The organism is Janthinobacterium sp. 13, from assembly GCF_002749695.1.
GTDB lineage: Bacteria > Pseudomonadota > Gammaproteobacteria > Burkholderiales > Burkholderiaceae_D > Janthinobacterium > Janthinobacterium kumbetense.
The window spans coordinates 3,533,744-3,548,807 of the sequence record NZ_PEEQ01000001.1 but is presented as its reverse complement, the minus strand read 5'-3'; the positions used below and the strand labels follow the sequence as shown (position 1 = coordinate 3,548,807).

11 protein-coding genes are annotated in these 15,064 nt (G+C 61.7%); 6 read left to right on the top strand and 5 right to left on the bottom strand.

Annotation, left to right across the window (positions count from 1 at the left end; all coding sequences use genetic code 11):
- Positions 1-32: 32 nt before the first annotated feature.
- The 3 genes from pdxA to CLU94_RS15500 form a co-directional block, all read right to left on the bottom strand.
- Positions 33-1,082, bottom strand: coding sequence for a 4-hydroxythreonine-4-phosphate dehydrogenase PdxA (gene pdxA / locus CLU94_RS15510; protein WP_099666254.1), 1,050 nt, complete (start codon positions 1,080-1,082; stop codon positions 33-35).
- A gap of 19 nt (positions 1,083-1,101) precedes the next feature.
- Complete coding sequence (locus tag CLU94_RS15505) at positions 1,102-2,505, bottom strand: peptidylprolyl isomerase (RefSeq protein WP_099666253.1); 1,404 nt, start codon at positions 2,503-2,505, stop codon at positions 1,102-1,104.
- 88 nt (positions 2,506-2,593) lie between these two features.
- Entirely contained in the window at positions 2,594-4,840 is a 2,247-nt protein-coding gene (locus tag CLU94_RS15500) for an LPS-assembly protein LptD (protein ID WP_099666252.1), read from the bottom strand.
- Positions 4,841-5,984: 1,144 nt separating this feature from the next.
- Between CLU94_RS15500 and ltrA the strand changes: the two genes are divergently transcribed.
- The 6 genes from ltrA to CLU94_RS15470 all read left to right on the top strand — a co-directional run bounded on the left by ltrA (position 5,985) and on the right by CLU94_RS15470 (position 13,205).
- On the top strand, positions 5,985-7,688 hold the full coding sequence (ltrA, locus tag CLU94_RS15495) for a group II intron reverse transcriptase/maturase (protein ID WP_099666251.1): 1,704 nt from the start codon (positions 5,985-5,987) through the stop codon (positions 7,686-7,688).
- 124 nt (positions 7,689-7,812) lie between these two features.
- Complete coding sequence (locus tag CLU94_RS15490) at positions 7,813-8,880, top strand: aminoglycoside phosphotransferase family protein (RefSeq protein WP_099666250.1); 1,068 nt, start codon at positions 7,813-7,815, stop codon at positions 8,878-8,880.
- Positions 8,881-8,942: 62 nt separating this feature from the next.
- A complete protein-coding gene (murU, locus tag CLU94_RS15485; RefSeq protein WP_099666249.1) occupies positions 8,943-9,662 on the top strand; it encodes an N-acetylmuramate alpha-1-phosphate uridylyltransferase MurU in 720 nt (239 codons plus the stop codon).
- Positions 9,662-10,984 carry a Xaa-Pro aminopeptidase gene (gene pepP, locus CLU94_RS15480; protein ID WP_180278827.1) on the top strand — a complete coding sequence of 441 codons (1,323 nt, stop codon included), beginning with the start codon at positions 9,662-9,664 and terminating at the stop codon, positions 10,982-10,984. The genes murU and pepP overlap by 1 nt, the downstream gene beginning before the upstream one ends.
- Before the next feature lie 9 nt (positions 10,985-10,993).
- Positions 10,994-12,136: a UbiH/UbiF/VisC/COQ6 family ubiquinone biosynthesis hydroxylase gene (locus CLU94_RS15475; RefSeq protein WP_099666247.1), complete on the top strand. Its 1,143-nt coding sequence runs from the start codon at positions 10,994-10,996 to the stop codon at positions 12,134-12,136.
- Positions 12,137-12,251: 115 nt separating this feature from the next.
- Positions 12,252-13,205 (top strand): GGDEF domain-containing protein, encoded by a 954-nt coding sequence (locus CLU94_RS15470; protein ID WP_099666246.1) that lies wholly within the window; start codon positions 12,252-12,254, stop codon positions 13,203-13,205.
- 48 nt (positions 13,206-13,253) lie between these two features.
- Here CLU94_RS15470 and CLU94_RS15465 read toward each other — a convergent pair whose 3' ends face one another.
- Entirely contained in the window at positions 13,254-14,708 is a 1,455-nt protein-coding gene (locus CLU94_RS15465; RefSeq protein ID WP_099666245.1) for an NAD(P)(+) transhydrogenase (Re/Si-specific) subunit beta, read from the bottom strand.
- A gap of 8 nt (positions 14,709-14,716) precedes the next feature.
- Positions 14,717-15,031 carry an NAD(P) transhydrogenase subunit alpha gene (locus CLU94_RS15460; protein ID WP_034778841.1) on the bottom strand — a complete coding sequence of 105 codons (315 nt, stop codon included), beginning with the start codon at positions 15,029-15,031 and terminating at the stop codon, positions 14,717-14,719.
- Between the last annotated feature and the right edge of the window lie 33 nt (positions 15,032-15,064).

Sequence of the window (15,064 nt, the reverse complement as noted above, 5' to 3'; positions counted from 1 at the left end):
AGGCGGTGTAGCGGGGTAAAACCGGTGGGCGGTCAGGCGCGGGTGCTGGCGCGCAGCATGGCGAGCGCCGTTTGCAGGGCTTGCTCCATGCTGTGGCAATCGGCCAGCCCCAGCCCTTGCGCGGCCAGGTCCAGCGCCGTGCCATGGTCGACCGAGGTGCGGATCAGCGGCAAGCCCAGCGTGACATTGATGCCGCGCCCGAAGGTCGCGTATTTCAGCACGGGCAAGCCCTGGTCGTGGTACATGGCCAGCACGCAATCGGCATCGGCCAGGTATTTGTGCTGGAACAAGGTGTCGGCCGGATACGGTCCGCGCGCATCGATGCCGCGCGCTTGCGCCGCGGCAATCGCCGGAGCGATGACATCGATTTCCTCGCGTCCCAGGTAGCCGCCCTCGCCCGCGTGCGGGTTCAGGCCGGTTACCAGGATGCGTGGCGCGGCGATGCCGAATTTCTGTTGCAGGTCGCGCTGGATAATGTCCAGGGTGACAGCCAGGCTGTCCAGGGTGATGGCGGCGGACACGTCCTTCAAGGGCAGATGCGTGGTGGCCAGCGCCACGCGCAGGGTAGGTTCGCCATGGCCGGGTTCGCCGGCCAGCATCATCACCACCTGCGGCGTATCGGTTTTTTCTGCCAAGTATTCCGTATGCCCGGAAAAGGCCACGCCGGCGTCGTTGATCGTGCTCTTTTGCAAGGGTGCCGTGACCATGGCGCCAAACCAGCCGGCCTGGATACCTTCCACGGCCGCGTCCAGGGTAGCGAGCACGGAGCGCCCGTTTTCCTTGTCCAGCACGCCGGGGATGACATTGTTGACGGTGGGAATATCGATCACGGCCAGGCGGCCCGGTCCGAACTGGGGCAAGCCGCTGTTGCGCACGGCTTGCAGCGACAGCGCCGCCAGGCGGATGTCCGGGTCGATCAGGCTGGCCGTCAGCGCCAGGAAGGCGGCGTCGCCCAGCAGGATGCAGTTGACTTCATTGCGCATGGCCCAGGCCGCGCGTATGGAGATTTCCGGGCCGACACCGGCCGGTTCGCCACAAGTGATGGCGATGGCCGGGCGGCGTGCAAGGGGCAAGTTACTCATGCGCAATGAATCAGCAGCATTACTGGTCGTCCGCGCGGAATTCGACGTAGGCACGGTCGCGCACTTCGCGCGCCCAGTTTTCCGTCGCTTCTTCCAGCTTGCGTTCGCGCAAGGCATTGCGTGCGGCGGCGCGCTGTTTCTCTTTCGAGACGTCATCGCTCTTGCGTTCCAGCACTTCGATCAGGTGGAAGCCAAAGCTCGATTCGATCGGCTGGCTCACTTCGCCCGGTTTCAGCGCATTCATCGCCGTTTCAAATTCCGGCACGGTGTCGCCTGGATACAGCCAGCCCAGGTCGCCGCCCTTGGCCGCGGAACCGTCGTTCGAGAACAAGCGGGCCAGGTCTTCGAACTTGGCGGCCTTGTTATCGAGACGCTCTTTCAATTCCAGCAATTTGCGCTTGGCTTCGGCAGCCGACAAGGTCGGGGTTACTTTCAGCAAGATATGGCGGGCATGCGTCTGCTGCACGGCAGCGACGGCTTGCGCTTCGGCCGCGCTGCGGCGGTCCACCAGCTTGAGGATATGGAAACCGGTGTTGCTCTTGATGATAGGCGTGATCTGGCCCGGCTTCAGTTTCAGCAACTGTTCCGTGAACAGGGGCGGCACGCGGTCGCTATGGCGCCAGCCGATATCGCCGCCGCTCAGCGCATCGCTGGCATCGGAATAGGTGGCGGCCATCTTGGCGAAATCGGCGCCCGTGCGCAGCTGGCGGCTGACTTCTTCGGCGCGCGCGCGGCGCGCGGCGATCTGTTCGGGGCTGGAATTTTCCGGAATGCGCACGAGAATCTGCGCCAGGTTCAGTTCCACCTGTTCGCTGGCGGCCGCTTTTTCCGCTTCCAGGAAGTTATCCACTTCGGAATCGGAAATCTGGATCTTGGCATCGACTTCATGCTCGCGCAGGCGCTGCATGATGATTTCATCGCGGATTTGTTCGCGGAAAGTCGCAAACGGCGTGCCTTCCTTTTCCATCTGGTTGCGCAGTTCCTGTACCGTCATTTTTTGCTGTTCAGCAATACGGCTAATCGCGCGGTCCAGGGTCAGGTCATCCACGCGCACGCCCATTTCCTTGGCCAGCTGCATTTGGGCGCGTTCAACAATCATGCGCTCCAGCAATTGACGACGCAGGTCGGCAGGATCGGGCAAGGGCACGTTCTGCGCCTTCATGCGCTGCTCCACGCTCGTGATGCGGGCCGCCACTTCATTACGCGTAATCACCTCGTCATTGACGACGACGGCGATGGAGTCGATGGTCTGGCCACTGCTCGAGGCCGGCGGCGTGAACCCCTTGGCCGGTGCCGCGGCGGCGGGCTTGGCGACAGGCGCTGACGCAGCCTGTTGCGCCCAGACACTACTGGTCGTGGCGCCGGAAATGGCGCACAACAAAACCGTTGCAATTTTGAGTTGGTGCATACTGGCATTACGCATAATGTGTAGAGCGCTCATGAGTTCAGGTGAATAAAAAAACCGGTTTGTGCCAGCGCCGGGAACACCGGCGGCGGCAACGGTGCCTATCTTAACGGAGTGGCTGGCTCAGTGTCTGGTAACCAGGGATGGTTTTTGTAAAAGTTTCCAAGCCATTCGCGCCCAGACCCAGGCCATTCGACAAGCCCGTCAATTCCAGCTGGAAGAAGATCGGCGTCGAAACGGTATTGGACGTCGTCACGAAACGCTGCGCGCCCATGCGAAACACCCAGCAATCGCCCTTGTATTCCAGGCCGACCAGGCTTTCCAGCATGCTGCGGTTCTTCAAGGAGTAACTGATGCGGCCCACGCCATACAGGCGGTCCGTCAACGGCCATTGCGTCGATACTTCCGCATTGCGCCAACCAGCATCCCCACGCTGGAAACGATTGCTGAAATTCAATACTTTCTTGGCACCTGGCTGATATTGCAAGGTGTAGTTGTAGTTCATCAACTGGCGATCGCTGGGATTGTACTGCACCAGGCTGTCGGCGGTCCAAGTCTCGGACACGCGGCCCGTCGCGGCCAGCAGGATGTCCGAACGCGACTGGTTGACGGGCGTGGTCGAATTGAGTTGCACGCGCTGGTCGGCAAAATAGAAACGCTGGCCGAAGGTCAGGCGCATGCGTTCCGTGCCGTCCGCCTGCAGGAAGCGCGATACCAGGGCGGCCGTGACCTGGTTGGCGTCGCCGATGCGGTCGCTGCCGACAAACCGGTTTTCCGTGAAGATTTGCGTCAGGTTGAAGGTGCCGTCGGCCGTATCGAATTTCGGGAACTGCGACTGGTCGCGGTACGGCGTATAGACATAGAACAGGCGCGGTTCCAGGGTTTGCGTGCCGCCCTTGGCGCCAAACAGATTCGTGTCGCGTTCAAACACCAGGCCGCTGTCGACCGAGAAAGTGGGCACGGCGCGCGTAAACGAGGTCGTATTGAACAGCAGCGCCTTGGTCCTGGCATCGTTATCAAGCTGATATGCGCTGGCATTGAGCATCAGCTTGGGCGTGACGAAGTAGCCAGGGCGCACGATGGGGAAACTCACCTGCGGCACGGCCACGAGGCGCGACCCTTGCACCTGGGTCGGATGGGCGAAACGCGTCGCTTCCGCGTCGAAGGTCCAGTCGAAGCCGCCCCAGACGTCATATTTTCCAGCGTGGAAGTTCACCGCCGGCAAGCGGTCATACGGGCGCGGCACGGTCGCCGTGGGATCGGGATCCTGCAGCACCTGGTAATTCTGCACGCGCGCCGTCAGGCTCCAGTCCTCGGTGCGGTAATCGGTGCGCAATTCGCGCAGCAACTGGCGCTCGGTGGCGGTGGCGACGGTTTTCGAAAAATCGTTCGGGTAATTATTGTCGGACGCCTCGCGCAAATCCCAGCTGTAACTCCAGCCCTTGGCCAGCGCCTGCTCATGCTTGGACTTGATCATGTAGCGGTTGGTCTTGGTTTGCTTGTCGTTAGGCAAGAATTCAAACGACGTTTCGCCCTGGTACACGCCGGCATCCGTCTCGCCCATGTAGCGGCCCGTCGCACCGAGCTGGATGCCGCGCCGCTGGATGTAGCGCGGGTACAGGGTCAGGTCGCGGTTCGGCGCAATGTTCAGGTAGTACGGCATCAGCAGCTCGAAACCGTTCTTCGAGGCAAAGCCCGGCGTGGGCGCCAGCCAGCCCGAGCGGCGCGCGCCCGACAGCGAAAACGAGATGCCCGGCGTGCCCAGGATCGGCACGTCCTTGAAATAGATGATGGTCTTGCTGCCGGTACCCACGTCGCGGCCCGTATCGAGGTTCAAGGTGCTCGATTTCAGGTACCAGTCCGGATTCGGCCCTTCGCAGGTACTGTAGGTACCGTCGATGACATTGGCTTCATCGGGGTTGATGAAGTCGACGCGCTCAGCCTTGCCCTGGCCGCCGCCCACTTCGAAGCGGTATGTCGGGTTGAGCAGGAAACCCTTGCCGGTCTCCATGTTCAGCTTCAGGACGTCGCCCGTGTAGTAATCGCCGAAACGCCACATCTTGATATGGCCCTCGGCGTCGAACTCATCTTCAACTTGTTTGTAACAAGCTGTATCGGCCGTCATTTTTGTGGTTTTTCCGCGCTCAATCACGACATTCTGATCGAGATTGAGCTCCCTTTCGGGGCGACCCTTCATGCTGTTCGCCGTCATGACGGTGGGCGCGTCGGGATCTTCCACATGAACCGGACGCGGCGCTTTCTGGGCGTGGACAGGCACCGTCGTGGCGGCGACAAGCGCGCTGATGGCGAAAGCCCAGCGCTGCGAAGGGGGGGAGGCCGAAAACCAGCTCATGAATTGGAAGGGGCAAGCACCATTGACAGGCGATTTTTTGATTTGAATCCCTTATTATATGGGAATCTGTGCGACACGCCTTAAAGCTCGGGTAGCTGGCCCCGGTCGCAACGTAGCAGTAACGGCTAGCAGCGCAGGAACTGCGCAGGCAAATCCCTGGTTTACCAGTGATAAAACAGTGAGGGGCTCCCCGGAGTACCCATTCTTAGCAAGACAAGACACGCTACGAGAAGGTGCCTTGTCAGTCTTATACGCCCGCCGAATCACCGGCGAGTAGCTATGCCTTTGCCTGTTTTGTTTACATAAAACATTGAAACTGTAGTTTATTTGCAAAGCTTGTGGATATTTTACATTTGCTTACAATTTTCTATATTTCAACAGTTCTCTGCAAGACTCGGTTTTCTCTCAGCTGAGTCATACCCGAGTGAAACTCTTCGATATCTTGTCATGCTTCAGTTCTGCAACTGCTGCCATGACCGGATGTACGACCATCTGTCACCTACTTGAATGTGCGTCGCCGGTAACGGCGGGGTGCAAAGCTTCAGGGACAACGTACCCCCATTCTTTTCCGGCAGCCCGGCGTGCGAACGTCTGGCTGGAAACTGCAAGCAGCGATGCGGTCTAGGGGCTAGGTGAGTGCTGCAAGGGCAATGTTATGTGAACCATCGTTTGAACCCTCGTAAATATTAATAGGCCAAAGCTGCTGGCAGGCCTAAACCAAACGGTACGTGGCTGGTTATCTCCGTGGATTCTGGGGATACGTCGTCATTCAGCCACCGGGGGAAAGATGGGCCCTAAACAGCCAGTCGCGATGTAGCTGTCGCGTCGATATCGTTGGGAACGTGGTAAGCCCGATTCCCTGCCGCTCGATCAAAGAACCGAGATAGCGGCAAGCAAACCGCAAGGCACGCCCTTGGGGGAGCGGGTAGAGGAGGATGGAAAAAGCGAATGCCGGGCTGTAATGGTCCAGATAGGGATTCAAGATTTGTCCCGGCCTGAAAGGGTGCCCACTTCCATCTGGTGTAATAGTCGTCATACGACTGTACTGGCTCCAGGCAGTCATCATTTTCAACCACCCCGAAGGGATGCAGCTCACCCTTCGGGGTGCGCTGTGTCTCGTCGGAACAACTACACGAGGTTCAGCATGAAAGTAACCGATAGCAGTCTTGCCGGTTCTGCGTCCTCGCACGTGCCAACTGAATGGGTCGCCATCAACTGGCGACTCGTACAACGCAACGTGAGAGCCATGCAGCATCGATTAACGAAGGCTACACAGGAAGGCGACTGGCGCAGGGCGAAAGCGCTGCAAAGGTGGCTAACCCACTCGTTCAGCGCGAAAGCGCTGGCAGTCAAACGAGTGACAGAGAATCAAGGCAAACGAACTGCAGGCGTGGACCAGCAGTTGTGGGACTCAGCAACGCAGAAGTTCGCTGCCATTGCGCAGTTGAAGAAACAAGGCTATAGGCCCCTGCCATTACGGAGGGTCTTTATTCCCAAGTCAAATGGAAAGATGCGCCCACTGGGCATCCCTACCATGCGGGACCGGGCGATGCAGGCACTTCACCTGTTGGCCTTGGATCCGGTCTTGGAAACGCTAAGCGATCCCAACTCATACGGGTTTCGCAAAAATCGCTCAACGGCCGATGCGATGTCGCAAATTTTTCTCCAGACCTGTCGGAAAGTCTCGGCAACCTGGGTGTTAGATGCGGATATCGAAGGTTTTTTCGACAATATCAACCATCAATGGCTGGTCGACAATGTCTTCATGGATAAGTTGATCCTGTCTAAATGGCTGAAATCCGGGGTAGTTGACCGGAAGCAATTGATGGCAACCACAGCTGGAACGCCACAGGGCGGCATTATCAGCCCTGCCCTTGCGAATTGGACGTTGAACGGGCTGGAGACTGAACTAATTGCGCACCTCGGTGCAAAATTCGGCAAGTCAAAGGCAGGCAAGCTCAAAGTTGGTGTCGTGCGATATGCGGACGATTTTGTCGTTACCAGTGGATCGAAGGAACTGCTGGAGACGGAAATCAGGCCTTGGATCGAAGCATTTCTTGCAGTCAGAGGATTGCGATTGTCCAGTGCCAAAACCAAGATCGTGCACATCGATGAGGGCTTCGACTTCCTGGGGTGGAACTTCCGAAAATATTGCGGGACACTGCTCATCAAGCCAAGTAAGAAGAACATGAAGGCGTTCTATGAAAAGCTGAGGAAGACGGTCAGCGAAAACATCGGGGCGAAGCAGGAGAATCTCATTCGATTGCTGAACCCCATGCTGCGGGGCTGGGCGCAATATCACAGCCCTGTAGTCGCCAAGGAGGCGTTTTCGACGATGGAGTCGCTGCTGTACTGGCGGCTTCGTCGCTGGGCCATGCGCAGGCATCCGAAGAAAACCGACAGTTGGATACGCGACCGATACTGGCGCCCAACCGAAAGTGGAAATCGGGGGTTTGCAGCGGACGTTGTCACAAAGAATGGCAATAAGGCCATGAAGGAACTGTACTCGTTACCAGGTACAGCGATTCTGCGTCACACGAAGATCAAGGGCGGCTATCACCCCTACGATCCGCAATGGGAACTGTACGGCGAAACCCTTCGGCAGGAACGCATGTTGAAAAACATGTCCTACCGGCGTGAGTGGGCCAAGCTCTACCTCGACCAACGTGGCTTGTGCGCTCTGTGTGGATACGAGATGAACATGGAAACCGGATGGCATGACCACCACATAGAACACCGTGTGGCAGGTGGTTCCGACGCCCTTGGAAATCGCGTATTATTGCACCCAAATTGCCATATAAATGTGCACGCAAACGATTTACAAGTTGCGAAGCCGGTCCCTGCATAGGGACTTTTATTATGCTTGAGCCGTGTGCGGTAAAAGTCGCACGCACGGTTCTTAGGGGGGAGAGCTTCCAGCAATGGGGTTCTCCTACCCTCCGCACCATCAACCCGATTCCACAGGCCGCTTAATGTCATTCTCCCCCAATTCCCCTGCCGCGCCGGCCTCCGCCGACGCTCGCCTGACCCTGTTGAAAGCCTGGTTGGCCCCGCTGAACCTCGTTGCGCCCGATTCCGCCCGCCCCGCTTCCAGCGATGCGAGCTTCCGCCGCTACTACCGTCTCGATGTGCTGCCAGGCAATACAACCTTGCCAGGAAGTACATTGATTGCCATGGATGCGCCGCCCGAGCGCGAAAACGTGCCCGCCTTCGTCAAGGTGGCCGGCTTGCTGAAAGGTGCCGGCGTGTCCGTGCCCGAGATCATCGCGCAAGACCTGGACAACGGCTTCCTGCTGCTCTCCGACCTGGGCACGACCACCTACCTCGACGCCCTGAACCACGACAATGCCAGCGTGCTGTACGCGGAAGCGCTCGAGTCGCTGATGAAAATCCAGCTGGCCAGCCAGCCGGACGTCTTGCCCGAATTCGACCGCGCCTTCATCCTGCGCGAAATGAATTTGTTCCCGGAATGGTTTATTGGCAAGCACCTGGGCGCCACCTTGACGGATGTGCAACAAACCCAGCTGGACAAGGTCTTCGAAGCCATCACGGCGAATATCTTGTCGCAGCAGCAAGTGTTCATGCACCGCGACTACCATTCGCGCAATTTGATGCACATCAACGATGGCTCGATTCCCAATCCCGGCATTCTCGATTTCCAGGACGCCGTCTTTGGCCCCGTCACCTACGACATCGCCTCGCTGCTGCGCGACGCGTATCTCCAGTGGGACGAAGAACTGGTGCTCGACTGGGTGATCCGCTACTGGCAGCGCGCCAAGCAGCTGGGCTTGCCAGTCAATCCCGATATCGACGCCTTCTACCGCGATTTCGAATTCACGGCCCTGCAGCGCCATTTGAAAATCCTCGGCCTGTTCGCGCGCCTGAATTACCGCGACGGCAAGGATCTGTACATGGGCGACCTGCCAACCGTGCTCGACTACGTGCGCAAGACGGCCAACCGCTATACGGAACTCAAGCCGCTGGTGCGTCTGCTCGATGCATTGGAAAACAAGACTCCGCAAGTCGGCTATACATTCTAGGCACCTTCCCGCTGCGCGGCGTGCCCGCGCAGCCGACTTACCGATACAGAAAACGACTACCCATGAAAGCCATGATCTTTGCCGCAGGCCGCGGTGAGCGGATGCGTCCGCTTACCGATACCTGTCCCAAACCGCTGCTGAAAGTGCGCGGCCGTCCGCTGATCGTCTGGCATGTGCTGAACCTGGTGCGCGCCGGCATCACGGACATCGTCATCAACCATTCGCACCTGGGCCACCTGATCGAGGAAACCCTGGGCGACGGCAGCGCGTATGGCGCGCGCATCGCGTACTCGCCCGAGAGCACGCCGCTGGAAACGGCGGGCGGCATCGCCCAGGCGCGCCACCTGCTGGGCGAGGAACCATTCCTCGCCATTTCCGGCGACATCTATTGCCCCTACTTTGATTTCAAGCAAGTACTCGATGTGCTGGCCGACAAGGATGTGCTGGGCACGCCGTATCCGGCCGACCAGCGCGACATCGCCTGGACGTACCTGGTGCCCAATCCCGACTTCCATCCCACAGGCGACTTCGGCCTGACCTTGTTCGCGATCAACAATACGGACGACACCAAGTGGACCTTCGCCAACATCGGCGTGTACCGTCCCGAGATGTTCGACGGCATCGCGCCCGGCAGCCACGCCAAACTGGGCGATTTGCTGCGCCAGTACGCGGACCAGGGCCGCGTGGGCGGCGAAGTCTATCCGGGCGAGTGGACGAATGTGGGCACGCCGGCGCAGCTCGACGCCCTCAACGGCGTCACGGCCAAGGCCAGCGCAACATGATGGCCAACTACGCGGCACGGCGCGCGGCGCTGCTGGCGCAGATGCTGCCGGGCAGCGTGGCCATCCTTGCCACGGCGCCCGAAGTGCCGCGCAACAGCGATTGCGATTATCCGTACCGCCATGACAGCTATTTCTATTACCTGAGCGGCTTTACGGAGCCCGACAGCGCCGTGGCCCTCGTGGCCGCCAGCGCCACGGCGCCCGCGCGCACCATCCTGTTTTGCCGCGCCAAGAATACGGAGCGTGAAATCTGGGACGGTTTCCGCCACGGCCCCGAGGCGGCGCGCGCCAGCTTCGGCTTCGACGCCGCCTTCCCCATCGAGGAACTCGACGTGGAGATGACGCGCCTGCTGGCCGACGTCCCCGCCATTTACTATGCGCTGGGCGGCAGCCTCGATGCGCAGGTCAAGGTCTGGCGGCACAATGTGCGGCAAAAGGCCCGCAGCGGCGTCACGGCGCCCGCCATCGCGCATGACATCCATGGCATGCTCGACGCCATGCGCCTGCTGAAAGACACGCAGGAACAGCAGTTGATGCGCCGCGCGGCCGCCATTTCCAGCGCGGCCCACGCGCGCGCCATGCGCGCCACGCGGCCCGGCATGCACGAATACGCGCTGGAAGCGGAGCTGCTGTATGAATTCCGGCGCAGCGGCGCGCAATTCCCCGCGTATTCCTCCATCGTGGCCGGCGGCGACAATGCCTGCATCCTGCATTACAGCGCCAACAACGCGCTCCTGAAAGAAGGCGAACTGGTGCTGATCGACGCGGGCTGCGAACTCGATGGCTACGCCTCCGACATCACGCGCACCTGGCCCGTCAACGGCCGCTTCAGCCCCGCGCAGCGGGACCTGTATGAGCTGGTGCTGGCCGCGCAGCAGGCGGCGCTGGACATGGTGCGCCCCGGCTTGCCGCACAGCGCCATCCACGAGGCGGCCGTGCAGGTGCTGGCGCAAGGCATGCTGGACCTGGGTTTGCTGGACCGGCAAAAAAGCGGCAGCGCGCAGGACGTCATCGCCGACAAGGCGTATATGCCCTTCTACATGCACGGCACCAGCCACTGGCTGGGCATGGACGTGCACGACGTGGGCGCCTACCGCGACACGGACGCACCCGGCAAGCCATGGCGCGCTTTGGCACCGGGCATGGTGCTGACGGTGGAACCGGGCATCTATGTGCGCCCCGGCGCGGGCGTGCCGGAGCAGTTCTGGCATACCGGCATCCGCATCGAAGACGATGTGCTGGTCACGCCGCAAGGCCACGAAGTCTTCAGCACGGCGCCCAAGGGCGTCGCTGAAATCGAACAACTGATGTCACAGGATTAACGCCGCCGCATGCATACACCGTCCACTTTCGATCTCGCCATCTGCGGCGCCGGCCCCGTCGGCATGGCGCTGGCCGCCCTGCTGGTGCAGCGCGGCAGCCGCGCCGCCGGCATCGCCCTGCTCGACGCCAAATCCCTCGACCAAGCCAGGCGCGACCCGCGCACCATCGCCCTGTCGCACGGCAGCCGCCAGATTCTCGAGGAAGCGGGCGCCTGGCCCGTGGCAGCGACCCCGATTCATCAGATTCACGTTTCGCGCCGCGGCAAGTTCGGGCGCAGCCTGATGGACCGCGGCGAGCATGGCGTCGAGGCGCTCGGTTATGTGGCCCGTTACGGCGCCGTCGTCAGCGCGCTGGCCGACGTGTGCGAACGCCTGGGCGTGGCCAGCCTGCGCCCGGCCCTGGTCACGGGCAGCGTGGAAGACGCCGACGGCGTCAGCGTGCAGATCGACCAGGCGGGCGCCGCCTCCAGCTTGCGCGCCAGCCTGCTGGTGCAGGCCGAGGGCGGCCTGTTCGGCCAGCAGCCGGAACGCGCCGTCAGCCGCGATTATGGTCAAAGCGCCATCATTGCCCACGTGCGTACCAGCGATCCCGTCGCCCACCGCGCGTACGAGCGCTTCACCGATGAAGGGCCGCTGGCCCTGCTGCCGCAGGACGACGGCTACGCGCTGGTCTGGTGCGTGCCGCCCACGCGCGCGGAACAGTTGCTGGCGCTCGACGAAGTAACCTTCCTGGCGCGCCTGGGCACCGCCTTCGGCAGCCGCCTGGGGCGGTTTACCCACACGACGCCGCGCCTGGCTTATCCGCTGGGCCTGAACGCCCAGGCGGGCGGCACGGCGCGCACGGTCGCCATCGGCAATGCGGCGCAAACCCTGCATCCGGTGGCGGGACAAGGCCTGAACCTGGGCTTGCGCGACGCCGCCGTGCTGGCCCGCGTGCTGGCGCAGGACAGCAGCCCGGCCGGGTTGGAACGTTACGCCAGCCTGCGCCAGGCCGACCGGGGGCTGACCGTGCGCGTCACCGACACCATGGCGCGCATCTTCACGGGCAACGCGCCCACGCAAAGCTTGCTGGGCCTGTCGCTGGGCCTGCTGGACGCATTTCCCCCTGCGCGCAAGACGCTGGCCGAGCTGATGATGTACGGCCGCCGCTAAGTCTTAGCAATAAGGAAAGGGCACGGGCGAAAAAGAAACAGGCGGGCGATCCGGCATGGAGTAAACGGCCCGCGGATGCGACAATGGCTGTCACCTGGCTTTTGGCGACCGTTCCATGACAGATGCATTGCCCGCAGCACCGCCTGCCGCTCTTCCCGAAGTCCTCTTTTCCCGCCTGCTGGAAGACGCCCTCGACGCCGTCATCATCATCGACGAGCAGTGCCGCATCCGCTATATCAATGGCGCCATGCAAACGCTGTCGGGCTATGCCAGCGGGGAATTGCTGGGCCAGACCCTGAACGGCCTGCTGCCCGACGCCGTCGGCGCGCAGCACGACAACCACGTGCTCAACTACATCCGCAGCTCGCGCACCTCCAGCGTGCTGGGCAAGATACGCGAATTCGCCATCCGCCACCGCGACACGCAAATGATTCCCATCGAAATGAAGGCGATGGACCTGGGCGTGGTCGACGGCATGCGCTATTTCGGTGCCTTCTTGCTCGACGTGCGCGAACGGCGCGAACTGGCGGCGAAAAACGCCAGCCTGCTGGCGCAGCTGGAACAGCAGGCGCTGCACGATGCGCTGACGTCGCTGCCGAACCGGCGCGCCTATGAAGCGCAAGCCGAGCAGGCGATGGCGCGCGCGGCGCGCAGCGGCGCCGCCCTGAGCGTGGGCGTGGCCGACCTCGACCACTTCAAGAAGATCAACGACCGCTATGGCCATGCCGTGGGCGACGCCGTGCTGCGCACGGTGGCGCAGGCGCTGCGCGACACGGGACGCATCACCGACGTGGCGGCGCGCCTCGGCGGCGAGGAGTTCGGCCTGCTGTTCCCCGACGCCAGCCTGCAGCAGGCACACCAGGTGGCCGAACGCATCCGCGCAGCCGTGGCGGCGGCGGTCACCGTGCTGCCCGACGGTTCCCCGCTGCACGTCACCATCAGCATCGGCGTGGCGCCGCTGGTGCAGGGCGCCAGCCTGGATGCGGCCATGTCGGATGCCGACAAGGCCCTGTATGTCGCCAAGCACCAGGGACGCAACCATGTCGTCGCGGCAGCGGCCGGCCAATAAAAACGGCCCGCGCAAGGCGGGCCATCTTCAATTGACCAAGGCATTGCCTTACTCGATTGCCTTCACCATATCCTCGATCACCTTCTTGGCGTCGCCAAACACCATCATCGTGTTCGCCTGATAGAACAAATCGTTGTCCAGGCCCGCATAGCCGGACGCCATCGAGCGCTTGTTGACGATGATGCTCTTGGCCTTGTAGGCTTCCAGGATCGGCATGCCGGCGATCGACGATTTCGGGTCTTTCGCCGCCGGGTTGACCACGTCGTTCGCACCCAGCACCAGCACCACGTCCGTCTGGCCGAATTCGCCGTTGATGTCTTCCATCTCGAAGACCTGGTCGTAGGGCACTTCCGCCTCGGCCAGCAGCACGTTCATGTGGCCCGGCATGCGCCCCGCCACCGGGTGGATCGCATACTTGACGGTCACGCCCTTGTGCGTGAGCTTTTCCACCAGTTCTTTCAGCGAGTGCTGCGCGCGCGCCACGGCCAGGCCGTAGCCGGGCACGATGATGACGGTTTCCGCATTACCCATGATGAAGGCGGCGTCATCGGCCGAACCCGATTTCACGGGACGCTGTTCCTGTGCGCCCGCCACGCCGGCGGCCGGCGCATCGCCGCCGAAGCCGCCGAGGATGACGTTGAAGAACGAGCGGTTCATGGCCTTGCACATGATGTACGACAGGATCGCGCCGGACGAGCCGACGAGCGAACCGGCGATGATCAGCATCGAGTTATTCAGCGAAAAACCGATGCCGGCCGCGGCCCAGCCCGAGTAGCTGTTGAGCATGGACACCACCACCGGCATGTCGGCGCCGCCGATGGGGATGATGATCAGCACGCCCAGCGCAAAGGCAATGACGGCCATGACGATGAACGGCGTCCAGGCCGGCTCGGCGCCGTCGGCAAAGCAGAACACCAGGCCCAGCGCGATCATCACCAGCGCCAGCACCAGGTTGAGCATGTGCTGGCCCTTGAAGCTGACGGGCGCGCCCTGGAACAGGCGAAACTTGTATTTGCCCGACAGCTTGCCGAAGGCGATCACCGAACCGGAGAAGGTGATGGCGCCAACAAAGGTGCCGATGAACAGCTCGAAGCGGTTACCGATGGGCAGCGCCTCGCCCTGTTTGGCGATATTGAAGGCCCACGGCTCGGAGACGGCCGCCACGGCGATGCACACGGCCGCCAGGCCGATCAGCGAATGCATGGCCGCCACCAGTTCCGGCATCTTCGTCATTTCCACGGTTTTCGCCAGGTAGGCGCCGATGGCGCCGCCCGTGACGATGCCGATGATGACGAGGGTCAGGCCCATGCCGCCCGCCTGCTGCTCCTTCAGTTTCAGGATCAGCGCCACGGTAGTGACGGCGGCAATGGCCATGCCGCTCATGCCGAAGGCATTGCCGCGGCGCGCCGTCGAGGGCGACGACAGGCCTTTCAAGGCCTGGATGAAGCACACCGAGGCGATCAGGTACATCATCGTCACCAGGTTCAGGGTGACGAAGCTCATGGCGTGACTCATTCTTTTGCTCCTTGCTTGGCTTTCGGTTCTTTTTTACGGAACATCTCGAGCATGCGCTGCGTGACGAGGAAGCCGCCAAACACGTTGACGGCGGCCAGGGCCACGGCCAGGGTGCCGGCCGCCTGCGCCAGCGGGCCTTGCGTCAGGCCGGCCGCCAGCATGGCGCCGACGATGATGATGGCGGAAATGGCATTGGTGACGGCCATCAGCGGCGTATGCAGCGCCGGCGTGACGGTCCAGACGACGTGGTAGCCGACATAAATGGCCAGCACGAAGATGATCAGGTTAATGATGGTGTGACTGATTTCCATGATGTGGTTCTCTCCCGGTGCCGCGTTGTTTTT